The 26,161-nt window shown below is 58.2% G+C and carries 20 protein-coding genes; 8 read left to right on the forward strand and 12 right to left on the reverse strand.

Annotated elements, in window-relative coordinates; genetic code table 11:
• Positions 1–179: 179 nt before the first annotated feature.
• The 4 genes from JNB88_RS08695 to JNB88_RS08710 all read left to right on the forward strand — a co-directional run bounded on the left by JNB88_RS08695 (position 180) and on the right by JNB88_RS08710 (position 3,102).
• Positions 180–494 (forward strand): hypothetical protein, encoded by a 315-nt coding sequence (locus tag JNB88_RS08695; protein ID WP_220355103.1) that lies wholly within the window; start codon positions 180–182, stop codon positions 492–494.
• Positions 495–643: 149 nt separating this feature from the next.
• Positions 644–1,210 (forward strand): TetR/AcrR family transcriptional regulator, encoded by a 567-nt coding sequence (locus JNB88_RS08700; RefSeq protein ID WP_220355437.1) that lies wholly within the window; start codon positions 644–646, stop codon positions 1,208–1,210.
• A 55-nt stretch (positions 1,211–1,265) separates the two neighbouring features.
• On the forward strand, positions 1,266–2,234 hold the full coding sequence (locus JNB88_RS08705; protein ID WP_220355104.1) for a quinone oxidoreductase family protein: 969 nt from the start codon (positions 1,266–1,268) through the stop codon (positions 2,232–2,234).
• A gap of 466 nt (positions 2,235–2,700) precedes the next feature.
• A complete protein-coding gene (locus JNB88_RS08710) occupies positions 2,701–3,102 on the forward strand; it encodes a hypothetical protein (protein WP_037136775.1) in 402 nt (133 codons plus the stop codon).
• A 160-nt stretch (positions 3,103–3,262) separates the two neighbouring features.
• On the opposite strand, the gene cueR is transcribed toward JNB88_RS08710, so the two are convergent.
• From cueR to JNB88_RS08735, 5 genes are all read right to left on the reverse strand, one after another.
• Positions 3,263–3,664 (reverse strand): Cu(I)-responsive transcriptional regulator, encoded by a 402-nt coding sequence (gene cueR / locus JNB88_RS08715; protein WP_037136772.1) that lies wholly within the window; start codon positions 3,662–3,664, stop codon positions 3,263–3,265.
• Positions 3,665–3,672: 8 nt separating this feature from the next.
• Entirely contained in the window at positions 3,673–6,186 is a 2,514-nt protein-coding gene (locus tag JNB88_RS08720; RefSeq protein WP_220355105.1) for a heavy metal translocating P-type ATPase, read from the reverse strand.
• A 154-nt stretch (positions 6,187–6,340) separates the two neighbouring features.
• Positions 6,341–8,422 carry a penicillin-binding protein 1C gene (gene pbpC / locus JNB88_RS08725; RefSeq protein ID WP_220355106.1) on the reverse strand — a complete coding sequence of 694 codons (2,082 nt, stop codon included), beginning with the start codon at positions 8,420–8,422 and terminating at the stop codon, positions 6,341–6,343.
• On the reverse strand, positions 8,419–13,899 hold the full coding sequence (locus tag JNB88_RS08730; RefSeq protein WP_220355107.1) for an alpha-2-macroglobulin family protein: 5,481 nt from the start codon (positions 13,897–13,899) through the stop codon (positions 8,419–8,421). The genes pbpC and JNB88_RS08730 overlap by 4 nt, the downstream gene beginning before the upstream one ends.
• 143 nt (positions 13,900–14,042) lie before the next feature.
• On the reverse strand, positions 14,043–14,618 hold the full coding sequence (locus tag JNB88_RS08735) for a hypothetical protein (RefSeq protein WP_220355438.1): 576 nt from the start codon (positions 14,616–14,618) through the stop codon (positions 14,043–14,045).
• A 502-nt stretch (positions 14,619–15,120) separates the two neighbouring features.
• On the opposite strand from JNB88_RS08735, the gene JNB88_RS08740 reads away from it, so the two are divergent.
• Positions 15,121–15,531, forward strand: coding sequence for a response regulator (locus tag JNB88_RS08740; RefSeq protein WP_220355108.1), 411 nt, complete (start codon positions 15,121–15,123; stop codon positions 15,529–15,531).
• A 1-nt stretch (position 15,532) separates the two neighbouring features.
• Here the strand turns inward: JNB88_RS08740 and uxuA are convergent, their stop codons facing one another.
• Positions 15,533–16,720 carry a mannonate dehydratase gene (gene uxuA, locus JNB88_RS08745; protein WP_220355109.1) on the reverse strand — a complete coding sequence of 396 codons (1,188 nt, stop codon included), beginning with the start codon at positions 16,718–16,720 and terminating at the stop codon, positions 15,533–15,535.
• A gap of 122 nt (positions 16,721–16,842) precedes the next feature.
• On the opposite strand from uxuA, the gene JNB88_RS08750 reads away from it, so the two are divergent.
• Positions 16,843–17,520 (forward strand): FadR/GntR family transcriptional regulator, encoded by a 678-nt coding sequence (locus tag JNB88_RS08750; protein WP_220355110.1) that lies wholly within the window; start codon positions 16,843–16,845, stop codon positions 17,518–17,520.
• A gap of 25 nt (positions 17,521–17,545) precedes the next feature.
• Positions 17,546–18,331, forward strand: a complete 786-nt coding sequence (locus JNB88_RS08755) for an SDR family NAD(P)-dependent oxidoreductase (protein WP_220355111.1) — start codon at positions 17,546–17,548, stop codon at positions 18,329–18,331.
• 32 nt (positions 18,332–18,363) lie between these two features.
• On the opposite strand, the gene JNB88_RS08760 is transcribed toward JNB88_RS08755, so the two are convergent.
• The 5 genes from JNB88_RS08760 to JNB88_RS08780 all read right to left on the reverse strand — a co-directional run bounded on the left by JNB88_RS08760 (position 18,364) and on the right by JNB88_RS08780 (position 21,417).
• Positions 18,364–18,966, reverse strand: a complete 603-nt coding sequence (locus tag JNB88_RS08760) for a HupE/UreJ family protein (protein WP_220355112.1) — start codon at positions 18,964–18,966, stop codon at positions 18,364–18,366.
• Positions 18,967–19,084: 118 nt separating this feature from the next.
• Entirely contained in the window at positions 19,085–19,957 is an 873-nt protein-coding gene (gene copD, locus JNB88_RS08765; protein WP_220355113.1) for a copper homeostasis membrane protein CopD, read from the reverse strand.
• A complete protein-coding gene (gene copC / locus JNB88_RS08770) occupies positions 19,954–20,322 on the reverse strand; it encodes a copper homeostasis periplasmic binding protein CopC (protein WP_220355114.1) in 369 nt (122 codons plus the stop codon). The genes copD and copC overlap by 4 nt, the downstream gene beginning before the upstream one ends.
• Positions 20,323–20,383: 61 nt before the next feature.
• Positions 20,384–20,884, reverse strand: coding sequence for a copper chaperone PCu(A)C (locus JNB88_RS08775; RefSeq protein WP_220355115.1), 501 nt, complete (start codon positions 20,882–20,884; stop codon positions 20,384–20,386).
• Between the two features lie 128 nt (positions 20,885–21,012).
• Positions 21,013–21,417 (reverse strand): hypothetical protein, encoded by a 405-nt coding sequence (locus JNB88_RS08780; RefSeq protein WP_223217128.1) that lies wholly within the window; start codon positions 21,415–21,417, stop codon positions 21,013–21,015.
• A gap of 209 nt (positions 21,418–21,626) precedes the next feature.
• On the opposite strand from JNB88_RS08780, the gene JNB88_RS08785 reads away from it, so the two are divergent.
• Positions 21,627–25,262 (forward strand): hydantoinase B/oxoprolinase family protein, encoded by a 3,636-nt coding sequence (locus tag JNB88_RS08785; protein WP_220355116.1) that lies wholly within the window; start codon positions 21,627–21,629, stop codon positions 25,260–25,262.
• Between the two features lie 21 nt (positions 25,263–25,283).
• On the opposite strand, the gene JNB88_RS08790 is transcribed toward JNB88_RS08785, so the two are convergent.
• Complete coding sequence (locus JNB88_RS08790; RefSeq protein ID WP_220355117.1) at positions 25,284–26,153, reverse strand: hypothetical protein; 870 nt, start codon at positions 26,151–26,153, stop codon at positions 25,284–25,286.
• Positions 26,154–26,161 lie beyond the last annotated feature (8 nt).

The raw sequence follows: 26,161 nt of genomic DNA on the forward strand, positions 1-26,161 counted from the left end.
CATGGGGGAGGTTTCTCCGATTGTGTGTCGCGATACGGGGCGTCGTTCTCGACGGCCATGCCGCTATCCAGACCGGGTAGGCATGCACCTGAAGGCGCTCATGTCCTGACCCAATCGACAAGTGACGTTCCTTCCCCAAAAGACGCAAGCCATCTCATCGCTCTAATCGAGGCAAGGCAATGGACGCTCCTCCCAATTTGAGCCTGCCGGTAGTACGGCCCTCTTTTTCTGGTGAGGGTCTTAATGCAACTCTCGATCCGAGCTTGGAAAATCAGGAGGCGATCCGTGCGATTTCTGGCGCAATGCTGCTTTTGGCGTGGCGCGCATCGAGCCTTGGAAGAGCTGATTTGCATGGGGTTCTAACGAAGATATCTCGAGAACTCGATGCAAATGCCGAAGAGATCGGCGCTTCAAATCGCTTTGCTGAAATCCTGATTGATCGGGCGATGCTCAGCCTCGAACGGATCAGCCAAAGCCTGAACGAGATTGGATAGGGGGCTAGGTGCCCGCGGGTCCCTCAAACTGGGAACCACCCGGCCCGCGAGATATCGTCAAGGGGCGTATCGAAGTGCCGACACACGGCGGTCAATTTTTGGTGGATCTAATTATTGACAGATCGTTCCAGTATCCCTATATCGCTTCCATGGCTAGGACCAAGGAATTCGACAAGGATGAGGCGCTGATCGCGGCGATCGAGGTGTTTCGTGAGCACGGCTTCGAAGGCACCTCGACGGAGATGCTTGTAGGTGCGATGAAAATCGGCAGGCAGAGCCTTTATGATACCTTCGGGGACAAGTGGAAGCTCTACTGCCTGGCAGTCGAGCGCTACTCGGCCGACGAGGCCAGTGCGCACATCGCGGTGATGCGCGGCGAGGCGAATGCCCTGGATGGGATCCGCGCAATGATCTTGAGGGTGATCGAAAATGCCGGCAAGGCTTGCCTCGGCGTAAACTCCATCTGTGAATTCGGCCAGAGCCGACCGGACCTGTCCTCGTTGCGCAACGCTGCCGACCGGCGATTGAAGGCCGCCGCGTGCGAGCGAATTGGCGAGGCGCAATTGGCTGGAGATGTGGACAAAAGCCTGTCGGCCGAAGCGGTTGCCGATTTCCTGTTTGCCAACATTGCCGGTATGCGCATCGCCGTGCGCGCTGGCGCCGGCAGGGACCATCTTCAGTCACTCGGTCAGTTGGCAATTCGGGCGATTACCTGAAGACCAAAAAATTTTGCGCAATAATGGAATGATTAGTCAAGAAAAGGGAAGTGCTATGAAAGCTGTCGTTATGAACAGCATCGGCGGAGCCGATGTGTTGGAGTTTGTCGAGCGTCCGGAACCAGTTGCGGGACCTGGACACGTCGTCGTCGATATAGCCGCTGCCGGTGTGAACTTCATGGATATTGGCGTGCGGCAGGGCATGGCCTGGACGGAAATGCAGAACCCGAAAATTCTCGGTGTCGAGGGGGCCGGTCGCGTGCTTGCTGTTGGCGATGGTGTCGCTGCCTTTAAGCCCGGTGACCGCGTCGCCTGGGTCTATGCACCGGGAAGCTATGCCGAGCGTCACTCGATACCGGCAGATTCTCTTGTCAAACTTCCCGATTCCATCGACGACCGCACGGCTGCCTCCGTGATGATGCAGGGCCTTACAGCCAGTCACTTCGCGACGGACTTCTATCCGGTGCAGCCGGGTGATACGGCGCTCGTTCATGCCGCGGCCGGCGGGGTCGGATTGCTCCTGACCCAGATCATCAGGCTGCGCGGTGGTCGCGTGATCGGGCGGGTTTCGTCCGAAGACAAGGTCGTCGCTGCGAAGCGGGCCGGCGCCGAACACGTCATCGTGGACACAGAAGGACATTTTGCGGACGAGGTTCTGCGTCTTACCGATGGCACCGGCGTGCATGTCGTATACGATGGCTCCGGTCCCAGGACCTTCGAGGGGTCGCTTGCTGCGCTGCGTCGCTCAGGCACGTTTTGCTGGTACGGACCAGTCCTTGGTGGCCCGGGAGCGCTCGATATCATGAGCCTGCCGAAAAGCATCAAGATTGGCTACGCGGTCTTCTTTGATCATATCCACACGCCGCAACTCTTTCGCGAACGCACGCAACAGCTCTTTCGTTGGATCGAAGACGGATCACTACAAGTCAGCATCGGTGGAACCTATTCGCTCGCTGATGCAGCCCGCGCCCACAAAGACATGGAAAGCCGCTCGACGACCGGCAAGTTGCTCTTGATACCTTAGGGGAGGGCGTTCAACTGTTCCCGGCTCGATCAGGGACATGCGCGGAGGTTCACAGCCTGACGTCCGATGTCCTGTAGTCCGTTTGAATTGGAGCTACCGCCGCTAACCGCGCCCGAGCGCAATCAAAACATTATACATTAATTGAGTTCGTTTCTCGGCCCAGCGGCCGAGAAACGGGCAGGTCAGCCAACGAATCGTGCGCAGCCAAGCTCGCACGCGGCAGACCACCTTTGCTCTGCCAAACCGGCTAGTCCGGCGCCCGGACTGCTCTGAGGCAGGTGGCGGCGGTTGCACCTACACCAATGTATAAGTTCAGCCGGCTCATCAATCCTATACATTCACGAGCATGTAATATCGGCGAAATACCCTTCGCCTGGGTTAGTGGTGTGATTTGCAGCCATGAAGTGTCGCAACGGGCGCGCCAGACCCGAGTTCACGTGCCCTGCCAAGAGTTGAGGATCCCACCATGATAAGGATGATTGAAGACCCGGCTGAGCTCGACGGAGTCGACATCACTGGCAAGTATATATTACGGAAATTGAACTACCATTGGTTTGCCTACGGCAAAGCCGGTATCGTGACCGCATGCAAAGGAAGCATATTGCAGATTGACCGCGAGGAGACTGTATATAGCGAGCGATGGGGTCGGCGTGCATACGTCGGTACTGGCAAGCGCTATCCAGGAGGGACCTGCCCTATCTCGGCGGTCGCATGTATTTGCGACACACCCGATGATGTCAATGCGGTCATTCAGCTGGACGTGGACGCGCAGGCCGAATTCTATGAGTTGATCGCAAGGACCGAGGCAAAGATACTGGCGCTCGCCTCCTCGTCAAGGAACGATTATTTCTCGGTGGCTGCCGAATAGGCCTGCAGTCGATTGCCTTTTTCTGTTGCATTTTGACTAGGATTGAGCGCGCCCCGAGCATTTTTGCTGGCAAGAGGATGCTCACTTATCAGTAAGGCCGTGGAGCCGGGATGAGCAGGTTCGCGATTGCTGCCCGTGGCGTCAGGGCACTGAGACAACCCTATGCTTGGCCGGGCCAACCGTCCGAGAGTTCCTCGAGAATGGGACACTCCGGTCTATCATTTCCGTGGCACGCATGGACAAGGTGTTCAAGCGTGCGACGAAGCCCCGTGAGCTCCCGGATCTTGCGGTCGATCTCCGCCAGCTTTGCCTGGGTTAATTCTCGCACGTCAGCGCTCGCCCGCCCCTTGTCTTCGTAAAGTGCCAGTAACTGACGGCATTCCTCTACGGAAAAGCCTAGCCCGCGTGACCGCTGCAAAAAGCGCAGTTTGTGAACGTCAGTCTGCGCATAGTCGCGGTAGCCGTTTCCGCCCCGGGTGGGGCGGATAAGACCGATATCCTCGTAGTAACGAATTGTCTTCGGCGCCAATCCGGACTGGTCCGCTGCTTGCCCGATATTCATGGCATCTCCTATAGTTTGATAAGCCGCAGCCTCAGCGCATTGCTGATGACGGAGACAGACGACAGGCTCATTGCGGCCGCCGCGATCATTGGCGACAATAACAGTCCAAAAACGGGATAGAGGACACCAGCTGCCAAAGGCACTCCGAGTGCGTTGTAGCCGAAGGCAAAGCCGAGATTCTGCCGGATGTTGCGCATTGTCTCCGTTGCAAGTCTCCTCGCCCTGACGATACCGTTCAGGTCGCCTTTGACGAGCGTCAGGCCGGCACTCTCCATCGCAACATCAGCACCTGTGCCCATGGCGATGCCCACGTCGGCTGCGGCAAGCGCTGGTGCGTCGTTGACGCCGTCACCTGCCATGGCGACTGTTGCCCCATTGGCTCGCAGCTCGTCGACCAGATCCTTCTTTCCCTCCGGCAGGATATCGGCGCGAACCTCGTCAATGCCGAGGCTCTTTGCGACGGCGCGGGCGGTGCGCTCGTTGTCCCCCGTTGCCATGATGATCTTCAGACCCTGCTCGTGCAGCGCCTTGATGGCGGCGGCGGTGGTCTGCTTGATGCGGTCGGCAACGGCAACAAAGCCGGCAAGCTCGTTGTCAATAACCACGAACATGACTGTCTTGCCGCCATCGCGCAGCGAACGAACCTGTTCCGCGACAATGACAACGTCGATGCCGAGATCTTCCATCATGGCGGCATTGCCAAGCGCTACTGTTGCGTTGTCGACGTTGCCGACGACGCCTTTGCCGGTTCTAGATTCAAAGTCGCTGACGTCGCTCATATCGACGCCGCCCTCCTGTGCACCGGAAACGATGGCCTCGGCCAGAGGGTGCTCGGATCCTCGCTCAAGGCTGGCTGCAAGCTTCAGCAGGCGCGTGTCTTCGATGCTGCCAAGCGCGACGACATCAGTAAGCCTGGGTTTTCCTTCCGTAAGCGTTCCCGTCTTGTCAACGATCAGCGTGTCCACGCGCGCAAAGCGTTCGAGTGCTTCGGCGTCCTTGATCAGAACACCCTCGTGGGCGCCCCGGCCTGTTGCGATCATGATCGACATCGGGGTCGCCAGGCCGAGTGCGCAGGGGCATGCGATGATCAGTACGGCAACTGCTGCGAGCAACGCATGCGCCATTCGGGGCTCGGGACCGACAACGGTCCAGGCAATGAAGGCAATCACGGCGGCGGCAACAACGGCAGGAACGAAGATTGCCGAAACGCGGTCGACGGCTCCCTGTATGGGTGCGCGCGATCGCTGTGCCTTTGCGACCAAGTCGACTATGCGCGCCAAAGTCGTGTCGGCACCGATTTTCTCGGCGATCATAACCAGGCTGCCGTTCTTGTTGATCGTACCGCCAGTGACGGCATCGCGCTTGTGTTTTTCAACCGGAATCGGCTCGCCCGTGATCATCGACTCGTCGACGGTCGATTGCCCATCCACGACGGCACCGTCAATCGGGATGCGCTCGCCTGGCCGAACACGAAGATGATCGCCCACCTGGATGTCATCAACGGCAATGTCGACTTCCGAACCGTCGGCATTGAGACGTCGTGCAGTCTTTGGGGCAAGATCCAGCAGTGCGCGTATGGCTGAGCCAGTTTTCTCTCTTGCCTTCAATTCCAGAACCTGGCCGACGAAGACGAGAGCGACAATCACGGCGGCCGCCTCGAAATAGACCGGAACAGCGTCCCCATGGCCCCGGAAGGTGTGCGGGAAGATATTGGGCGCGATCGCTGCAACGACACTGTAAAGATATGCTGTTCCAACGCCGAGCCCGATCAGGGTCCACATGTTCGGGCTGCGATTAACGAGCGAAGCCCAGGCACGACGGAAGAACGGCAGGGCCGCCCATAGGACAACGGGCGTGGCGAGGGCGAGCTCTATCCACGTCGCTTCCGGTTCGCCGATCCAATCGCGCAGGGGAAGGCCGACCATCGGACCCATGCTGATTGCCAATAGGGGAACGGAAAGCAGGCTGCTGACCCAAAGCCGGCGCGTAAAATCAACCAGCTCGGGGTTCGGGCCCTCGTCAGCGGGCGGAACCCCCATCGGCTCCAGCGCCATGCCACATTTTGGGCAATCGCCTGGATGATCGCTTATAACTTCGGGGTGCATAGGGCATGTGTAGAGTGTTCCCTTTGGCACCGGTTTCGACGCAGGACCGATCCCGTCGAGATAGGCGGCAGGGTTGGCTTCGAACTTTGCCTTGCAACCAGCGGAACAGAAATAGAACTTCTCGCCACTATGCTTTGCGAAATGCCGGGCGCTGGCGCGCTCGACAGTCATCCCGCAGACAGGATCCTTCGCAGTCAGGTAGTCCTGAGGCATTGCCTCGAACTTTCTCCGGCATCCGTCCGAGCAGAAGTGGTAGGTTTGCCCGTCATACTGAAGCGAGGGCTTGCCAGCTGCGGGGTCAACGGTCATCCCGCATACGGGATCGCGAACAACGGCGTCCGTGGCTGGGTGGTCGTCATTGTGGTGGTGATTGCAATTGGTATGATTGTGATGGGAATGGTCCGGACTGCTGTCCATGCGGTTCTCCTTTGCCCGATCCGGCAGTGGATAACCTTATGAACCTTCCAGCAACTGGAAGGTCAAGCGAAAAATCTCTTCAGTAGATGGGTGCGGCAAAAGGCTCGGATCGGTTTCGGGTTCAGCGGCAAAAAGCGGTCCTTTCGATGAAGGATTACTCGACGAAAACGCCCACGCTCGCCGCCCTCCCCATGGCGTCGATCACCGTGAGCTTCGAGTAGCCGCCACCATCCGGAATCCACTGGTTGGTGCGACGTCTGGTTATATCAGGCAGCGGTTTGCCATTGGCAAGCCAGCGGAATGGCGCACGCCCTCCCTGCAGCTTCAGCATCAAGGGTGAGAGTACGCCCCTCTTCGCACCAAGGTCTACACGCGCACCCTCGGGAGGGTAGACGATCTGTGGTGCCGGCTCGCGACCCGACGTTGCCAGCAGACCGCTTTGGGTGATGGCGAAACGACGCTGGCTGATCGGCAATTGCGCCTGTGCGATCCGCATTGCTCCCGATGGCGCACGGGGCAGGGGCGTGGTGGCGATCCCCGATTTTGCGAAGCCTTCGAACAGGATGGGGGCAGCCGTTCCGTAACCCGTCAATCCTGGCACCGCTCCATTGTCCGGACGGCCGACCCAAACGCCGAGAACGTGGCGTCCGTCGTAGCCGACGGACCAGGCATCGCGATAGCCGTAGCTCGTGCCGGTCTTGTAGGCGATCCCTCGTTTCGGAGCGCCGGGCGGCTGAATGACGCCGGACAGAATGTCGGCGACATTCCAAACGGCCACCGGGTTCAAAAGGGTCTCTCCGTCGAGCTTGCCCGGGTGTTCATTGACGCCGTCGCCGATGCGGGCTGGTTGGCCGCGATTTGCAAGCGCGGTATAGAGTTGCACCAGGTCCTTCAGGGTGATGCCAAGCCCTCCGAGCCCAATGGCGAGTCCCGGCGTTTCATTTGGAGGCAACTGTGGGCGCACTTCGGCGCGGCGAAAGCGGATCAACAGCTTTGCCGGGTTGACGGCATCCAACAACCTCACGGCCGGAACGTTCAAGGACAGTTGCAAGGCTTCACGTACGGTGACGTCGCCCTGATAGGTCATGTCGAAATTTCGCGGGCGATAACCGAAGAAATCGGCCGGGCGATCCTCGATGATCGTCTCCTGGCTGACCAGGCCTTCTTCAAAGGCAAGCCCGTAGATGAAGGGCTTCAGTGTGGAGCCGGGCGAACGGCTGGCCCGGGTCATGTCGATCCAGCCCGAGCGGCTGGCGTCGAAATAATCGGCCGAACCGACCTCACCGATGATATCACCCGTTTGTGCGTCTGCCATGACCATCGCGATCGATAACTTCGGCCCAATCTTGAAAGCGGCAGCACGGGCAACGCTCTCGAGCCCCACTTGCACTGACTTCTTCAGCGTCGTCTCGTGTCTTTTGGCATTTGCATCCTTGCGCCGGGCCGCTTCAGCCACATGCGCCGCGAGCGCAGGCAGCGCCAGGCGTTTCTCCGGCACAGCCACCAGTTCTGCGCGCGCCGCCTCGCCCTCACCAACAGCAGCCGCGACCGCGACACGTTTCAGCACCTTTTCGCGGGCCGCCTTAGCAACCGCAAGATTTCGGTCCGGGCGTCGCTTTTCGGGCAATTGTGGCAGGGCGACAAGAAGTGCTGCCTCGGCGACGCTCAGCCGTCGCGGCTCCTTTCCAAAATAGGCAAGACTTGCTGCGCGCACACCTTCGAGATTGCCGCCATAGGGGGCGTGGGTCAGGTAGAGATCGAGGATCTGTTGCTTGGACAGCCGCCGCTCGATCTGGACCGCGCGCACGATCTGCAGGAATTTGGCCGACAACGACCGTCCCTGGCGGGGTTCAATCAGCCGGGCGACCTGCATCGACAGTGTCGATGCACCCGATACAATGCGACCGTTGGTCAAAAGCTGGATAGCGGCACGCCCGATTGCCTGCAGATCGACACCGCCATGACTGTAAAATCGCTGGTCCTCATATGCGACAAGCATCTTGATGAACTGCTGGTCGACATCGCCGGCAGTTGTCTTAAGTCGCCAGAGACCTTCAGGCGTTGCGAAGGCGCGCAGCAACTGGCCATCGGCGTCCAGCACTTCCACCGATACGGTATCGGTCTTATCAAGCGGGGGCGGATAGGCCCGGTCCGCGGCGTCAAGCAGGAAAACCCCCGCGCCGGCAAGGACAATGCCGGCGGCGCTGACGATTGCAAGTTTCCTCGTCAGTTTCATGGTTGCGCTGCGGTAACCTCCATTTTGCCAGTCGCAGTGCGCGCAGAAAGCACTGGTCGATACATGTCCTCGACGACGGCAGCCGGATGATCGTAGGTGCCGGGCGTAACCGCCCGTACGACATAGGCCACGTTGATTTCGCGATTGTCGTCCGCAGAGCGGTTGAACGCGGCCACAAACCGGTCGGTACGGAATTCGGTGTGGGCGGCTGTCACTTCGCCGATCCAGTCGAAGTTCGTAAGTTGCGCACTGTCGACGAGGCTCGGATTGTCGATTTGAAAGCCCGCCGGCAGCAGATCCGTAACGACGATGCGCGATGGCCAGTTATTGCTTTCCGTGATGTGAAGGACAACGACATAGCGTTGGTTTTGTTTCGCTTCGGTCACGTTCGCGGGTTCGCCGTCCATCGTGTAGTAAGTGCGCTCGATGGCAAAACCATCGCCGCCGGCTGGTGGTGGCACGACTGGGGCGGCGACGGTCGTCACGACCGCCGAAACGGGTTCGCCGGTCTGATTGGTGAGCGTCAGCGCGTTACCCATCAATGCCTCGCCGCTCATCTTCGCCATGTAGGCGCCGTTGTGCAGCGCGCCGTTCACATCGATCCTTATCGAGTCATCGCCGCCCTGAATGGCGCGTGCGGCAAGGAGCATCCATGCTTGCTCCTGGGTGCTGGTGTATTTGCTGCGGTTCCATTCCTTGGCGACGGACTTGGCAAGTTCAGGCACCACGGGTGGAACCGGACGGCTTTCGGCGGCAAGCGCAAGAATTGCGGCACCATCGCGCAGGATCGAACCGTAGTCTGTTCTAGAGAGATTGACGCGTGTGATCAGCGACTGTTCCGACATCTGCAGGGCGTCGACAAAGATGTTCCTCGATCGGGTCGCATCGCCATAGAGCGCTAGCGCTGCCGCGATATGGGCCTTGGCCAGTGGCGTTGGGAAGTCGTTGATCATTGTATCGGCATAATAGCGAAGATCGCTGATCGCCGCCTTCTTGTTGCGGGCGAGAACATAGAGCGCGTAGGCGATCTGGTCGCCCTGGTCCTTGACGTTGACGTCGTAGCTCAGTGCGTTCTGGAGGTTTTCAAGCGCTTGTACAAACGCGCGATCAGGAACGTCGTATTTCTGCTCGCGAGCACGGGTCAGGAAATCGGTCACGTAGGAATCGAGCCAGAGGTCGCCGCTGTCGGGACCCCAAAGGCCGAAGCTGCCGGCCGAGGCCTGATAGGAAAGCACGCGGTAGATGGCGTCCTGAACGCGTTTCTTTATATCGGCGTCATCATCCAGGCCAGCTTGCCTAGCAAGCTCGCTCAAATATAGCAACGGCAGGGCACGGCTCGTTGTCTGCTCGGCACAGCCGAACGGATAGCGGTCAAGCGACATCATGAGGGCGGGAATGTCGAAGGCGGCCGAACGTGTGACGCTGACGCTGACTGAGGCACCTGGTAGCACGCTGTCTGCCAACAACGCCTTGTCGATAGTGAGCTTTGTGCCTGGATTGAATGCCAGAACCCGGCGCTCGGTCATAGGCAAAACAGCGGGTCGGACAGGGACTTCGACCGTCTGGTCCAGCGACAGGCCTGCTGCGTCGGAAAGATTGATCGAAACGCTGCCATTCCCTGGCTGCTTGGCGGTGACGGCAAGCGTCAGGGCCGATTTCGCGCCGGCCTCAAGGCGGATCGTCTGCGAGGCTTGGGCAATGTCCACCGCCTCGTTGCCTGCAACTGTCAGCTTGAAGTCACCTGCCGGTGCGTCCGTGTTGGCAATATCCAGCCGAAGCTCCGAGGTATCTCCTGGGGCAAGGAAGCGTGGCATGCTTGCCGTCACGACGACGGGGTCCCGGATGACGACATCCTTTGTTGCATGGCCAACGCCGGTTTTAGACCAGGCGACCGCGATGACGCGTGCAGTGCCGTTGAACTGCGGCATGTCGAAGGTGACAAGGGCCTTGCCGTCGGCACCCAGTTTCACGGGACCGGAAAAGAAGGCGACCAGCTTCTGCGTTGGGGGGCTTCCCTGGAGGGCGACTGCGCCGCCATCACCGCCGGTTCTAAGTTTACCGGTGGCGCCGAGCGATCCGTCGATCAGCCGCCCGTAAAGATCGCGGATCTCAAGGCCCAGTTGACGCTGGCCAAAATACCAGTCTTCAGGATTTGGAGGCTCGTATCGTGTCAGATTGAGAATGCCAACATCAACAGCTGCTACTGTCACGTAGGCGTCCTCATTTGCTCCTGCACCGGCAACCGCAAGCGTGATCGGTAGCGGCGCTCGTGGTAGCATCTTCTCCGGTGCATCGATCGCGACCTGCAGTGCACGGTCGACCGGGTCCACCTTCAGCCATTTCACGCCAATGGCGCGCATCGGCATATGACTGTCTTGTGCATCACCGGGGCGGAACAACGTTGCGGTTACATACGCTCCCGCACCCCAATCGGAGGTAACCGGAATGTCGACTTCGCCGCCATTCTCTCCAACCGGCGCGTTCTGAACGGCGACGAGACTTTCGGTGCCAGCCGCGATCATCAATTCGCCGGCATATCGCGACGAGACCTTGAGTTTGGCTGTTTCGCCAACCTTGTAGCTGTCCTTGTCGAGAGCGATCTCAAGCCCGTCAGGTGTTTCTGTCGATGTCGCCTGAACGAACCAGCCCGCATCGAATTCGACACTGGAAACGGGGCCATCTGTCTCTGTGCTTTCAACTTCGAGGCGATATTGCCCCCAGGCAACAGCAGAAGATATCTTGCCTCCGTCGACGGAGGCGTCGATATTGCCATTGGCAACCTGCTCGGCAGTATAAATCGGCTCGTATTTCCAGGCGGTGCCGTCCCGATACCATTGATAGTCGCGGTTCAATTTATAGAGCTTCCAACGCAGGCCACTCATTGCCTGCCTGCTGCCGCCTGCATCAACTCCGATGACCGTGAAGTTGGCGATCGAATTCTCGCCAAGGTCGCCGGAAAACTCTGGCTTGATACCGATTGCCGGACCCTCGTTTTTGACGGGAAGAACGAGGGAACGCTCAATGGCACGGCCACCGGCTTCCTGCATACGGACATAGACCGTGGCATTGAGAAGCTGGGTCGTTGCTGGCAGATCACCGACAGTCAGTTCCGTAATACCCTCACCCTTCTCATCGAGCACGGGAAGGCCTTCGATGGTCTGGCGTGTGTCCTCGCTCGCATCCTCGTCAGCGAGGCCGAAGAAGTAACCCGGGAATGCGTCTGCCTGCCGCGTTGGCTTGATGACGACGTCGCCCTCAAGCGAAAGCCCTGCGGCTGGCGCGCCGTAGAGGTACCTGCCGTTGATTTTGATCGTCGCGGGCGTCTCAGGACCGATGACCTTAGCTTCGGTCGTGATTTCCATGTCGGTGCGATCGGGCACGAAGTCATCGACGAGGAAGGTCTTCGTGGCGATGGGAGAGCCTTTTGGGTCGGTGTGAATGTTCATCGTCCAGGTGCCGCGCATGGCGTTTTCCTGAACGGGCAGGTCGATCGCGTAACCGCCGACATTGCTGGTCTGGCTGACGACACGGCGGTCTTCGACCCCATCGGGACGCAGGAAAATGAAGGTGAGCGGCAGGTTCAAGATGGCGTTGCCATCTGTATCGCGGGCAAGCGCAACTGCATGAACAGTCTCGCCGGCGCGGTAGATGCCGCGTTCGGTCCAGCTCAAAACGTCGATGGCGCCCGGCGAGGCTCGTCCGGTTACACCGCGGTCCGAGAGGTCGAAACCAGCACGCGTCATATCAAGGAAGACGTAGTCTGCGCTGCCATTCTTCGCCGTGATCACTGCAGGCGTCAGGGCAGCCGTTGCCCGCATGAGGCCTGCCGTGAATGTCGCCTGGCCGTTCTCATCCGTTGTTGCTGTTCCGAGCACTTCGTTGTTTTTCGCCAGGAGCTGCAATTGAATGCCAGCGAGCGGCTTTGCCGAGGCGAGTGAACGGGTGAACACGTTGAGGCCATCTGTTCCCGCGTAGGTCGTGATCCCAATGTCAGAGACAACAAACCATTGTGTGGCCTGCGCATTCCAGTCCTGGCTCGGGGCGTTCTGGGCCGTTGCGGTCAGCACATAGACGCCAGGCTTGCGTTCAGGCAGCGCCTCGTCCACCGGGAAGCTGGTGACGACGTCCTTGTTCAGGTCGTTGGCAAGGTCGATCGAACCTTGCCAGACAAGCTCCCCGCTTTCATCTTCGATCCGTTGTGCGCTATAGCCGTCGAGCTGGGTAAGGAACTGCGAGCTGGTCAGAAGCGGGGCGATGCCTCGATCGCCGATGCGGTAGAGCTTTAGATTGGCGGCGGTCATATTGACCGAAACGATCGGTATTCCGCGTCGCGCCGTCGACGGCAGCACGAAGCTGTCGCCGGTAAAGCGCACGCTTGCTGTCCGGTCCTTGACGTAGATATCGAGGCTCACCGGGGCCTCGAGGACCTCGTCGACCGAAGAGGGTAGGCCAGTCCGGAAGGTGATCTTGTAGTTTTCGCTATGGGTCAGACCCTCGACGCAAACCTGCTTGTCCTTGGTTTCGAGAGCCTTGGGGGCAACCCCGTTCAGCGTCACGAAAGGCGTGTAGTCGAGGGTCTTCACAAGGGACTCGGAAAATGTCGCGCAGGCGCGCGGATTGGCGCTGTCTGTGTCAACAGTGTGTTCGGTAATCCGGAAGCCCTGTGTTGATATTAACTGCAGGAACGCTGCCTGGACCTCCTTGGAGTCCACCAGCGCCAGGCTTGCCTTGTAGGCGTTGAGGGCGGCGCGATAATTGGTGTTCTTCTCAAGCGCAGCAGCAAGGACGGAAAGTGCCTCGGCGCGACCCGACGTCGTGCGTGTCAACTCATAGCCATTTATGGCAGCAAGCACAGCCTGTCCGTAAATGTCGCTACCGTTGTTGTCGTCGGTCTTGACGAAGCTATCACCAGCACGGGCCGCTTCCAGCCATAGATCAGCGTTTTCGGGGGAGAGAGCGAGCGCACTGCGGAAGGACTTTACCGCATCGATGGCATTGCCTGCTGTCAGGTCGAGGCGCCCGTTGGCGATCAGACTATCGGCGCTCTGGCCCTGCTGATCGTCGGCCACTTCAAGATTTGTCTTGTCATCGCGCGCTTGCTGGATCACATCGCCGGAGAGGAAACTGAGACGAGGGGCAGCGCCGATGTCTGGCTCTGGTTTTGCGGCAGCCGTCGTCTCGACGATCTTGCCCGCAATGGCACCGGGGAAGGCATTCATCGTTTTGAAGTCGGACTTCAGGAAGCACCATTTCACCTTCGGATTATAGGTGAAGGCCTTGCAGGACCTGTCACCGATGCAGGATGCCTTGCACTGATCCAGTGTGAGATTCTGTTCGGTGCGCAGATCGAAGCCGAAGTAATCAGCGTCCTGAATTGTTTGTATCTCACGCTTTGCGTCCGCGCCGAAGGCTGGAAGGCTCACGGAGATAGATGAAAGGACAATGGCGGTGATGGCAAAAAACGCGCGTACGGGCATTGGTCCCCCCAAGATGCTGGCGCAAATCCGCTGCACTCTCCGCACTCCATGGGCGGTTGTCAACTCGAGCACAACCGAGTCGTGGGGCGTGCCAAACTGGAGCAAGGTGCTTTTGTCGTCGAGCCGAGCCGAATCCTGCTTCGCTAGCTCGAGGCACGATTAGTCCTCCCCTTTTGTGCGTTTACTCGTCGCCATTCGCTAGCAAGCAGAACCATACCTATCCCGGCTATCTCCAGGATCCAGTTCCACTCGAAGCCCAAGTAGCGGTTGCTGATGAAGCGGTCAAAATGGTTGAAAGATGCCGTGCGGATTATCACGTACGCGAGTACGAACGTTGAACCGACCAAGGCAAGCCGCGCTTGAAATGGAGACTTTCTGGCTCGGGAAGCAATTGCTGGGGTCGCGGCCAGACAAAAGACCACAGCGACAACAGTGAAGATGGCTTGCAGCGTCCGACGTTGCTCATACCAGCCACCCGATCTCGAGACGACCCTGCCCATTTCCATCAGAGCAGACTGAAGGTCAAGCTGCTTATTTATACCGAGAAAGAGAAAAGCAACGGAGATGACGCGCCAAAGGCCGACATCCGAATAGCGGGTTTGCTTCTCAAGGCAGACAGCCCCCGCAGTTCTCCAGCAGTTGATGCTCGCAATCAGGTACAAGACAGCTGCAATCCATCCGCTAACCGTTGGGTCGCCAATCCCAGGGTGCCAATTCATGCTCAAAGCTCTGTCCAAAATGATGTTGAGGCCATCGAAATTGTAGAATTTTGCTGTCTGCTCGAATTTTGCCCAGTCCCACTTTAGAGGTAATTATTGACGTCAGGACCCCAAGTCTCATGGGGAAAAATTCTTTAATCCTTCGATATCAATGGTCGTGGTGGATAAGAGCCGCCTCTTTCTGCAACGCCTGTAACCTGTTCTAGGTTGTCGTTATTCGTAATAACTGCCTTGGATTGTGGTGAGGTGGTCGGTGTCTGTGGTGCGAAACCTGCGTTTTGCAGGGTTTTATCCTTCTGGATAACCGGTTGATATCCCGGCAGAATTTTAGAGGCCTTACGGACATTGCGGTTCGTGTTAACAATTTGTCAATGTTAACAACGATTTGCCGCTAAACTATTTCGCTCCAGTGCGGAACATATCGCCACAAGCCCCGTTATTTATCCGCCAACATACAGTTGGGCCTAACCAGTTTCCTGGAATGAATGAACAGGGATGATTTATGGACAGTCGTGTCGAAACCAAATCGCGGATGGACGAGCTCGCTACTCAAGGCGTATTGATCGTTGAGGACGAGTTCTTGATAGCCGTCGACCTTGAATCGATTGTCAAGGACATGGGGCTCGATGTCGTCGGACTTGCAAGCGACAAGGAGCAAGCAATGAGACTGGCTCCTTGCGCGGATATCGCGTTTGTCGATGTAAACCTCGCTGACGGAGCGACAGGGCCTGATATCGGGCGACGTCTCGTCGAGGAGTTCGGCGTGACGGTGGTTTTCATGACCGGCAATCCCGAAGCAGTCGCCGGGCGGTTGCAGGGAGCACTTGGCGTCGTCAGCAAGCCAACGACGCCTTCGATCGTGCAGAACTCGCTAAGGCATGCACTTGAGGCCCGAGCCACGGCAAGCCGGTAGCCTACGCAGCCTGAACGTCAAGCTGGTCCACCGCTGCAATCACACCCCTCAGTTCCGCCAGGCCTTTGAGCCTGCCTATGCACGAGTAACCCGGATTGACCTTCTTCGTCTGATCGTCGATCAGAAGGTGGCCATGGTCGGGACGCATCGGAATGACGCTGTCCGTCCTGCCGGATGCCGCCCGACGGCGCTCCTCGCGGCGAAGGACCGAGATCAGTGACACCATGTTGACGTCGCCAGCAAGATGTTCTGATTCTATGAAAGAGCCATCGGGCTCCTTGCTCACGTTGCGCAGGTGGGCGAAATGGATCCGCTCAGCAAAGCGGTCAGCAATGGCAACCACGTCGTTGCCATGGCGCGAGCCATAGGACCCGGCACAAAGGGTTATGCCATTGGCCGTGTGATCGACCGCTGCCAAAAGGACATCTAGATCTTCCGTCTTCGAGACGACGCGAGGCAGCCCGAACAGCGAGAATGGCGGGTCGTCCGGATGGATTGCAAGGCGAACATTGTTTTCGACAGCGACTGGCACGACCTCCTTGAGGAACTCGACGAGATTGCTGCGCATATCGTCGTCCGAAAGGTCGTCAAAGGACGTGATGTGTCTGCGGATCGTTTCGCGGGTATAACTGTCCTCGCCACCCGGCAAACCGGCGATGATGTTCCTTTCCAGGGTTTCCACATCGTGTTCGCTCATGCCCTCCAGCCGCTTGCGAGCGGCTTCGACAAGGGCTCCTTCATAACCTGCTTCCGCACCAGGACGTTTAAGTACGAAGGCATCGTATGCAATGAAATCGATCATGTCGAAGCGAAGAGCCAGTCCGCCGACCGGGGTAGGGTAGAGTAGATTGGTGCGCGTCCAGTCAACGACCGGCATGAAATTGTAGCATACGACGGGCACGCCGCCCTTGCCGAGGTTGGCGAGGCTTTGCTTCCACGCGTCGACATAGCGGCGCCAGTTCTCGTTGCGCAGTTTGATGGCGGAGTTGACGGGAATGGACTCGCAGACTGACCAGACCATGCCGGCATTGCGGACAAGCGCCATCCGCTCGGCAATATCATCCGGGGTCCAGACACGGCCATCATAAAGATGGTGGAGGGCTGTCACGATACCATGCGCACCTGCCTGACGGGCGTGCGACAGCGTGACTGGGTCCTGCGGTCCAAACCAGCGCCAACTCTCGAGCATTTCATCCCCCGTATTAAATGTTGGGCAATTAAGCGCTGTATTGTTGTAAAGAGCCAGAGAAGAACGATACATTGCCAAATTAAGTCCAACATATTAGCTTTGCGGAAACGGAGGTCGTTGGAATGGAGACAAGCAGTCGCGGCTCGGCAGTCGATGATGTCGTCCGACAAATCCGGCTTCTCATCCGTGAGCGCGGTCTTGGAGTGGGCGATGTATTGCCGAGCGAGGCTGAGCTGGCAGAAATGTTCGATTCGAGCCGTAATACTGTGCGCGAGGCCTTCCGCACGTTGAAAGCATATGGTGTTGCCGAATCCAGGCAGAAGGTTGGCGCGGTTCTGACTGACCAGCATCAGAATGCGATGCGCGACCTTTTCTCCTTTGCCATGGAGATTTCAGTTGATGCATTTCGCGATATACAGGGATATCGGCGACTGACGGAGATGAACCTTTTCGATCTTCTCTCCGAACACCTCACAGAAGCGGCCTTGACTGAACTGGAAACAGTTAACGCGGCGATCCTGACAGCGGAGGACGCTGAGCGCGCATCAGAGCTCGATTTCCAGTTTCACCGCCTGCTGGTGGATGCGGCTGGGAATCGCACGATGTCGGAGACCTACGGAATGCTGAAACCGGTCATTCAGCGGCTGATGCTGGCAGGAAAATCGCAGCGACTGGCGTTGCAGACGGTTGTCGTCGAACACAAGGACATCCTCCAGGCGCTCCGCTGTCGCGACCGGATCGGCTTCGTCTATCACATGGATCGACATTTGAGTGCGGGCCTCGAGTTTATTTCCGAATAACGCGATAAGAGCATGGAGAGCCTTTATGGGAGAATTCAGCGGCAAGGTTGCGATCGTCACGGGGACGTCAGGGATCGGACGCGCGATTGCATTGTATCTTGCACGGGAGGGTGCCTCCGTTGCCTCGCTTGGAATTGATAGTGGGGCGAACGGAGAGTTTGAGGAGATTGCTGTCGCAGCTGGGTTGCGGATACGCGTGATCCATGCCGATGTCTCGGCGCCTGCAAGCGTCCGTGACGCTTTTGCACAAGTCGTAGCTGACTTTGGCGGTATCGACATTATCGTCAATTCGGCGGCCGTGCATCCCTATGGCAATGCCACGAATACGCCCTTCGAGACCTTCATGCATTGCATGGCTGTCAATGTCGGGTCCATTCATCTGACAGCGGAGCACGGCGTCCCGGAGATGCGTAAACGTGGGGGCGGCGTGATCATCAATATCTCAAGTGTGCAGGGGTTTGCGTGCCAGCGCGGTGTTTCGGCCTATGTCGCGTCGAAGGGCGCGATCCACGCGCTAACAAGGGCAATGGCGATCGATTTTGCCGATGACCGGATTCGGGTCGTATCGATCAGTCCTGGCTCGGTACGCACACCGATCCTTGAACTGGCGGCACGCATGTTCGAGGGAGAGGATGCGGACGTCGATGCCGTCTTTGAACGTTTCGGCGAAGCACATCCGCTTGGCCGCATCGGGGAGCCGGAAGAGGTTGCTTCGCTCGCGGCCTTTCTCGCGTCCGACAAGGCCGCATTCATTACCGGCTCAGATCACCGCATTGATGGGGGATTAACGGCTGGCATTGGAGTGAGATGAAGGCTGCCCGGTCCTGACCGGGCAGCTAAGTGTCAGACCAGACCAGTGAACAGCGCTACACCAGCCAGCGCGGCGATCCCGCCGGCCGAACGCATCACAATTGCTCCCTTCTGCTCGCTGACCTTGCCAATCAGGAAGCCTGCAGCAATGCCGGCAATGTGCAATGCTGCCGTTGCCAGCATGAAACCCGCTGCATAGGCAAGGCCTCCGGCCGCGGCCGGCATTTCCGAGCCGTGCGCGTGACCATGAAAGATCGCGAACAGGCCAACAACGCCCGCCATGATAGCGACCGGAGCCTTGATTCCCAACGCGACGACGGCTCCAAGCACGATGACGGAAAAGGCAATTCCGGCCTCGACGAAAGGAACGGCGATGCCCATCATGCCGAGTGTGCCGCCAACGGCCATCACGGTCACGAAGGTTGCCGGGACAAGCCAAAGTGCGCGACCTCCAAGCTGCCATGCAAGGATCCCGACGAGAACCATGGCGAGAACGTGATCGAGGCCTGAGATCGGGTGGCTGAAGCCGTGAACGAAGCCAACAGTTTGTCCGACCCCGGTGTGTGCGAAAGCCAGGGAGGGCGCAAGGACGCAGGCGGCAAGCGCGGCGTTAAATTTGGTGGTCTTTGAAAACATGTGTGCCCCTGATTATCTGCAAATATCAGGGCGGAAAATGGCACGACGAGTTCGTGGGATAAAGCAAAAAATCGGAGCCACCGTCATTTGACGTAGATCATCCGGGTGCCGCTGACGCTCAGATCGGTTGCAGCGTGCCGAGCACGGCAACAAGGCCGAGAACGGCAAAGCCCAGCGCTAGTTCTGCGGTGGTCACGCGGATCAAGGGTCGAAGCGACGGATTGCGCGCGAGCCGCGGCACAAGGAGGTAACGATTGGTGAGCGCAAGTGCGACGAGGAGGCATACGAACAGAATCTTGACGCTGAGCAGAAGCTGGTAGTTGAGCCGCCAATCCAGGGGAGGGGATCCGACGATCAGGATCGTATTGATGATTCCGGTCGCAATCACCACTGCGACCGCCACATGTCCGGCGGACGAAAATCGCATCAGTGCTGCGCGTGCGGCCTTCTGCCATCGTGTATCGCGGAGCATCGCTAATGTCACCAGGACGGGCGCCAGTCCCCCGATCCAGAAGCCGCCAGACAGGAGATGGAGGCCATCGTTCAGCCGGTGCAGCGCCCGTAGCCAGCCGCTGTTCATTGCGGCATGGCCGCTGATTGTCAGAGTAACCAGCAGCAATCCGGCGATGATCGCGGAGATCCGGTTCCCCAAACGCATCAGACACGACGCTATCAGTAGAACCGCGGCGCAGGCTTGAAGGATCCAGGCCTGCCCGACATTAGTGTCGGTCAGAATGGACAGTAGCATGTCAGGCTTTAGCGCATCGGCCCAACCTTCCCCGATCGTTGCCGCGCGCAGAGGCAACATCGATACAGTCGTGCCAGTGATCAGGAATAGCGCGAAGGTGAGCCAGTTCCGAAGTCGCTGGAAGACTGGTTGAGCGAGCTCTGCTGGTATTAGCCAGGATAGGCAGGCAAATACCCCCCAAAGGAAGATGGCGGAGCTATCAAACAGGAAGCGGCACAGGACAAGTGCAGCGTCTGGTGTCACGGCTTGACCGTGAAGCTATAGGTGCCATTCGTCTTGTGGCCGTCCGTCGAAAGGACATGCCATTCGAGTGTGTAGACCCCTGGTTCAAGCTTTTCGGGAAGTGGAACCATCAACGTCTTGCCCTCGTCCATCAAAGCAGGCTCTCCCGCCTTGACGGCGGCCTTGCCCGGCCCGGTAATCTTGATACCGGAGAACTTGACGTTGAGTTCTTCTGAGAAATGCAGGTCGATTTCGGCCGGGGAGGTTGCGACAACTGCTTGGTCAGCGGGTACGCTCTTGGTCAGATGGGCGTGCGCGAGGGCCTGCCCGGCAATGCCCACGAGAGCAATGGCGGAGAGCGCGGTCAGACGGGAGAGCTTTGACATTTTCAGGCCTTCTATTCGGGTCGTGGTTGTAGTGCGTTGGCTAGCAGAACTGTCGACCGACCTATTGCGGCTTGGACATGTCTGTGTGGTGGTCCGTTGAGGGCGAATTTGCCCCCGCACCGCCGACAGCAAATTCGACCTCGACCTTACCTGCCTTTTCAAAAGTCATGACCGCCTTGATCGTCTCGCCCGCCTTGAAAGGCTTTGATACATCCATGAACATCAGGTGATAGCCACCCGGTTTCAGTTCGACGGTTTGTCCCGCTGGAACCTCGAGCCCACCGGCGACGGGCCGCATGGTCATCACCCCGTTGGTGACGCTCATCTGATGGATCTCTGTTGATATCGCCCTGTCGGATGTCAAGCTGATCAGGCGGTCATCGGTGGAACCGGTGTTGGTAAGCTTCATATAGCCGGCGCCCACCTTGGCGCCCGGTACCATGGCACGCGCCTGCGGCTGTCGGATCTCTATGGCGCCGACCCTGACGTCATCGGCGGCGGCGATTGAGGCGAAGAGGCCAGCAAAAAGGAAGGCCGTGACAATGTTGGAAAGCTTTTTCATGTGTTCTCCCGACGCAACTCACTGCCCGGCAGGGGCGTGCGAAATAGAAATGGGTACCGCTAGAATATACTTCGAGCCGATATGCCAACTGCCACAAATACAAATGCGGGCATCAGCCGAAGCAGGCCTTACACAAGCGCAGGATCGAGAGGCGGCGCCCGCGGTCCGGAGTTTGGCGGCAGGTTGCGTTGGGGAGAGATGGTTTCCTCGTAAGGGGCAGCTAAAGTAGCCACGACACGAACGTCGATGGCCTGATCCTTGTCAGGAATCGGCAGGAGAACCGAGGCAGCGATCTGGCAAGCCTCGCAACCATGCACCTTCGCCTTGTCATGCTTGTGTATTTTGTCTGCTTTTCCGGCAATGCAGATAACGGGCAAAGTACCGTTTGGAAGAACATACTCCGCAAGCTCTGGGGGAACCGAGGCTCCCTTGGCAAAGGACGGGGGCTGATGAGCAGAACCGACAAACAGCAGCGCAATGATGCAGATCATGCGCACCACCCACTGCGTAATCATGGCGTTCTTGGCTCGCAACAGTCATCCCTCCTGATGGAGATGTCTCTATGCGAGAGTTCAATAAATCTCAATGCGGCATTTTGAAAGTGCACAGTGATCGCCGTATTGATCAGTGGTCCGACCCCATCAATTCTCACCGTTGAATGGAAAGGAGGACTTGTTCATTGTCTTGGGCGAAGAACCGGGGCATTCAATGCGATGCTTGAGCGGCTGAACGGAGCAAGTACATGTCAGACGGAGTGTGGGACTTCTGGATTGATCGTGGGGGCACATTCACGGATATCGTGGGGCGTGCTCCCGACGGAAGCTTGCACCCTAGGAAGCTCCTCTCGGAGAATCCGGGGGCCTATCGAGACGCTGCGATCCATGGGATTCGTGGATTGCTTGGGCTTGCAGGGACAGAGCCCATTCCACCAGATCGGATCGGTGACATCCGCATGGGAACGACGGTGGCGACCAATGCATTGCTGGAACGCAAGGGCGAGCGGGTATTGTTGCTGATCACAAAAGGCTTTCGGGACGCGCTTCGCATCGCCTATCAGGCACGTCCGGATATATTTGCCAAAGAGATCATATTACCGGAGCAGTTGTACGAGCGCGTCGTCGAGGTCGATGAGCGAATACGGGTTGATGGGTCGATCGAGCTCCCGCTTGTTCTTTCGGACCTCGAGCTGGCGATTGCAGAAGCACGAGCGGATGGCTTTGATGCTGTGGCGATTGTGTTCATGCATTCCTATAAATATCCGCAACACGAGGAAGCTGTCGCCAAACTGTGTCGGGCCTCGGGGTTTGCACAGGTCTCCGTCAGCCACGAAGTCTCGCCGCTGCTCAAGCTCATTGGTCGGGGCGACACGACTGTCGTCGATGCTTATCTCTCACCGATCCTGTCTCGCTACATCAGGCAGGTTGCGAGCGACTTGGGGGTCGCGGCCACCGGCAGGTCCATTCCACGACTGAGTTTTATGATGTCATCGGGCGGCCTGACTGCCGCAGACAAATTCCAGGGCAAGGACGCTCTCCTCTCTGGGCCTGCCGGTGGCGTTGTTGGCATGGTGGAGACTGCAAGGCTCGCCGGGTTCACCAAGGTTATTGGTTTTGACATGGGAGGTACCTCAACGGATGTAGCTCACTATGATGGCGACTACGAACGCGCATTCGACACGGAAGTTGCAGGGGTGCGTGTCAGGGCGCCGATGATGCGAATTCATACGGTGGCGGCTGGCGGCGGCTCCATCCTTCATTTCGAAGCTGGCCGCTTCCGTGTCGGGCCTGATTCTGCAGGCGCAAATCCCGGACCAACCTGCTACCGGCGCGGCGGCGAACTAGCGGTCACCGACGCCAATGTGATGCTTGGCAAGTTGCAGCCAGATCTGTTTCCGGCAATCTTCGGACCGGGCCAGAACGAGCAACTCGACGCCGATGAAGTACGGCGCAAATTCGAGGCCCTGGCCGAGCAGGTGGCCACCGGACACAGTGCCGAACGCATTGCTGAAGGGTTTATCAAGATTGCGGTCGAGAACATGGCAAATGCCATCAAGAAGATCTCGGTTCAGCGCGGCTATGATGTCACCGGGTATCTCCTGAACTGCTTTGGGGGTGCGGGCGGGCAGCATGCCTGCCTCGTTGCGGATGCTCTGGGCATGTCTACTGTACTAATCCATCCACTTTCGGGTCTTCTTTCCGCCTACGGCATGGGGCTGTCTTCTGTTTTTGCATCGCGCCAGCGAGCGTTTATTAAAACCTTGTCGGCAGAGGTGCTCTCAGAGTTGGGGGGGCTGATCGGTGCACTGGGCGCCGAGGTTCGTGCAGAACTGGCAGAGCAAGGCGTCTCCGCTGGTTCAGTTGATGTGAAACCTGTTCTGCATTTGCGCTACGACGGTACTGATACCGCCTTGCCGATCGACTTTAGCGGCGGATCGATTGTTGACGCCAGGGCCAGCTTCGAGAAGGCCCACAAGGGACAATTCGGTTTCATCTACGACGGGAAGACAGTCGTCATTGAAACGGTTGCCGTTGAAGGAGCCGATCGGTCGCCTGGCCACCATCACGAGATTGATCGCGAGGCTCTGCCAAGCGCTGCGCGTTCTGTCGAAAACCGTCGGGTGTTCTTCGAAGGAAACTGGTGTGATGCGGCGGTCTTCCTGCGTGCGGATCTGGTCGCCGGTAACCAGGTCTACGGTCCGGCACTAATTATCGAGACCAACCAAACGATCGTTGTCGAACCTGGGTGGCGCGCCGAAATCACATCGAAGGATCATGTGCTGATGCGTCGTGTGCAGAAAAAACGGAACGCAGCCGCACGGGGTACCGAGGCTGATCCGATCATGTTGGAGATCTTCAATAACCTCTTCATGTCGATCGCCGAGCAAATGGGCGTAACTCTTCAAAACACCGCCCATTCCGTCAATATAAAGGAGCGGCTGGATTTCTCGTGTGCAGTCTTTGATCGAACCGGCGCCCTGGTGGCGAACGCGCCGCACATGCCTGTGCACCTTGGATCGATGGACAGATCGGTCGAAACCGTCATCAAGCTGAACGCCGGCCAAATTGGCCCCGGTGACGTGTTCGCCTTGAACGCTCCTTATAACGGCGGCACGCATCTGCCTGACATAACTGTCGTGACGCCTGTTTTTGATGACGCGGGAGATCACATCCTATTCTACGTCGCCTCCCGCGGACATCATGCTGACATCGGAGGAACTGCGCCGGGGTCCATGACGCCCTTGGCAACAACCGTCGACGAGGAAGGTGTGCTTTTCGACAACTTCCGGCTTGTCGAAGGCGGCCGCTTTCGGGAAGCAGAGATCTCCAACTTGCTTACTGATCATCCCTATCCTGCTCGCAATCCGTATCAGAACATTGCTGATCTAAAGGCCCAGATCGCCTCAAATGAAAGAGGAGTGGCGGAACTGCGCAAGATGATCGCACACTTCGGGCTACCTGTGGTGGAGGCGTATATGAGGCATGTGCAGGACAACGCTGCAGAAAGCGTGCGATGTGTCATCGACCGTCTTCCAGATGCGGCCCAATACGAGTATCCAACTGACACGGGCCAGGTAATCAAGGTGAAGATTACGGTTGATCGTCGAAGGCGCGAGGCAACGGTCGATTTTTCTGGAACGTCTGAAGTGCAGGCAAACAACTTCAATGCGCCAGAACCGGTCACGCGCGCTGCCGTTCTTTATGCATTCCGCGTGATGGTTGAAACCAGCATTCCAATGAATGCCGGCTGCCTTCGACCGATAAACATAATAATCCCGGATGGCTGTATGCTGAGGCCCGCATATCCGGCCGCCGTTGTTGCCGGTAATGTCGAGACATCACAGCATGTGACGAATGCCCTATTCGGCGCCATGGGAGCGATGGCCAATTCGCAAGGAACGATGAACAATCTGACGTTCGGAAATGCAAGATACCAGTACTACGAGACGATTTGCTCGGGCTCACCTGCCGGACAGATGAACGATGGCCGGGGCTTTGGAGGAACGGCTGGCGTCCATACTCATATGACGAATTCGCGTCTCACTGATCCGGAGGTTCTGGAACTTCGATTTCCGGTTATTCTGGAAGACTTTCACATCAGAGCGGGGTCAGGTGGAAAGGGGCGATGGACCTCGGGCGACGGAACACAGCGAACCATTCGGTTTCTCGAGCAGATGGAGTGCGCAATTTTATCCTCCCACCGCAATCACCCGCCTCGTGGCGCGGCCGGAGGAGGTGTCGGCGATGTGGGAACTACGAGCGTACGGCGTGTGGATGGCAGCGTGGAGACGCTGAAGGCAAGCGATCAAACCATCTTGAAGGCCGGCGAAGCAATTACAGTGATAACGCCGACACCTGGCGGTTTTGGAACTGATTCTTGACCTAATCACTTCAGTCATCAGTCACTGCGGCTCGAGCATGGTTCCATCGTCCCAGACATTGCCGTGCCAGATGTTGCCCTCGCCCTCAACGTAGAAGGAGGTTGTCGGTCCATATCCGGCACACCGACCGTTAGGTCCGCGTTGCCACACGTTATCCTTAACTACGATGTGTGTAGGGTTGTCGCCATATGGTTTCCCAGGGTTTAATCCGAACGACGTGCAATAGCCACCTGGCGTTGCCAGAAACAAGTTGCGTTCAAACGTGAACCCGGAAAGCGCTGCAAAATCACCGTAAATCTGGGCGCTCCCGGAGCATCCACCTCCCACGTCGTTGTCCGGTACGTCGCAACCAATCGTGTTGTGGCGAAGTGTGACATCGCCCCAACCGAACGCGGCATAACCGCCAAGATGTTGTGGTTGCCCAGGTTGCATGTACTGACCATGCAGCCACGAGTCCTCGATGATGCAGTTTGGCGCGCAATGGATGCTGGCCCCGCCGCCTCGTACTTCGACACGTCTCACAGTCAGATTGGAGTAACCGAGAGCAGCGGCCTGCCAGCGCCCGGCATCAATTACACTGTCCTCGATTGTAAGCGAGGCGCCCGGGGTATCGACATCGATGCGGTTTGTCATACTTCGTGTTATTCGAACACCAGGCGCCTTGATATACAAATCGCAGGTCACACGTCTGGAATCGATCACCGTATTCGGTTCGGTTATCGCGCATGGACCGGCGTAGGGCGTGAGTTCGACTGCCTTGGGTATGCCCGTGTTATGCGGGCCAGGGAACGAGTTGCGGTCGAACGCCTGCGCCCTGCCGGCAAGCTGCGCCAGCCCCAAGGCAGCCGTTAGGCACGCCAGCGCGGTAAGTCTATTCGCTACCTTCTCCATAGCATTTC

Origin of the sequence: Rhizobium cauense (genome assembly GCF_019511525.1) — a bacterium.
In the GTDB taxonomy this organism is placed as follows: domain Bacteria; phylum Pseudomonadota; class Alphaproteobacteria; order Rhizobiales; family Rhizobiaceae; genus Rhizobium; species Rhizobium cauense.

What these genes read in the sequence shown, in the direction of transcription:
- JNB88_RS08695 (WP_220355103.1), top strand. Translation starts at nt 180, where the DNA reads ATGGACGCTCCTCCCAATTTGAGCCTGCCGGTAGTACGGCCCTCTTTT.
- JNB88_RS08700 (WP_220355437.1), top strand. Translation starts at nt 644, where the DNA reads ATGGCTAGGACCAAGGAATTCGACAAGGATGAGGCGCTGATCGCGGCG.
- JNB88_RS08705 (WP_220355104.1), top strand. Translation starts at nt 1,266, where the DNA reads ATGAAAGCTGTCGTTATGAACAGCATCGGCGGAGCCGATGTGTTGGAG.
- JNB88_RS08710 (WP_037136775.1), top strand. Translation starts at nt 2,701, where the DNA reads ATGATAAGGATGATTGAAGACCCGGCTGAGCTCGACGGAGTCGACATC.
- cueR (WP_037136772.1), bottom strand. Translation starts at nt 3,664, where the DNA reads ATGAATATCGGGCAAGCAGCGGACCAGTCCGGATTGGCGCCGAAGACA.
- JNB88_RS08720 (WP_220355105.1), bottom strand. Translation starts at nt 6,186, where the DNA reads ATGGACAGCAGTCCGGACCATTCCCATCACAATCATACCAATTGCAAT.
- pbpC (WP_220355106.1), bottom strand. Translation starts at nt 8,422, where the DNA reads ATGAAACTGACGAGGAAACTTGCAATCGTCAGCGCCGCCGGCATTGTC.
- JNB88_RS08730 (WP_220355107.1), bottom strand. Translation starts at nt 13,899, where the DNA reads ATGCCCGTACGCGCGTTTTTTGCCATCACCGCCATTGTCCTTTCATCT.
- JNB88_RS08735 (WP_220355438.1), bottom strand. Translation starts at nt 14,618, where the DNA reads ATGAATTGGCACCCTGGGATTGGCGACCCAACGGTTAGCGGATGGATT.
- JNB88_RS08740 (WP_220355108.1), top strand. Translation starts at nt 15,121, where the DNA reads ATGGACAGTCGTGTCGAAACCAAATCGCGGATGGACGAGCTCGCTACT.
- uxuA (WP_220355109.1), bottom strand. Translation starts at nt 16,720, where the DNA reads ATGCTCGAGAGTTGGCGCTGGTTTGGACCGCAGGACCCAGTCACGCTG.
- JNB88_RS08750 (WP_220355110.1), top strand. Translation starts at nt 16,843, where the DNA reads ATGGAGACAAGCAGTCGCGGCTCGGCAGTCGATGATGTCGTCCGACAA.
- JNB88_RS08755 (WP_220355111.1), top strand. Translation starts at nt 17,546, where the DNA reads ATGGGAGAATTCAGCGGCAAGGTTGCGATCGTCACGGGGACGTCAGGG.
- JNB88_RS08760 (WP_220355112.1), bottom strand. Translation starts at nt 18,966, where the DNA reads ATGTTTTCAAAGACCACCAAATTTAACGCCGCGCTTGCCGCCTGCGTC.
- copC (WP_220355114.1), bottom strand. Translation starts at nt 20,322, where the DNA reads ATGTCAAAGCTCTCCCGTCTGACCGCGCTCTCCGCCATTGCTCTCGTG.
- JNB88_RS08775 (WP_220355115.1), bottom strand. Translation starts at nt 20,884, where the DNA reads ATGAAAAAGCTTTCCAACATTGTCACGGCCTTCCTTTTTGCTGGCCTC.
- JNB88_RS08785 (WP_220355116.1), top strand. Translation starts at nt 21,627, where the DNA reads ATGTCAGACGGAGTGTGGGACTTCTGGATTGATCGTGGGGGCACATTC.
- JNB88_RS08790 (WP_220355117.1), bottom strand. Translation starts at nt 26,153, where the DNA reads ATGGAGAAGGTAGCGAATAGACTTACCGCGCTGGCGTGCCTAACGGCT.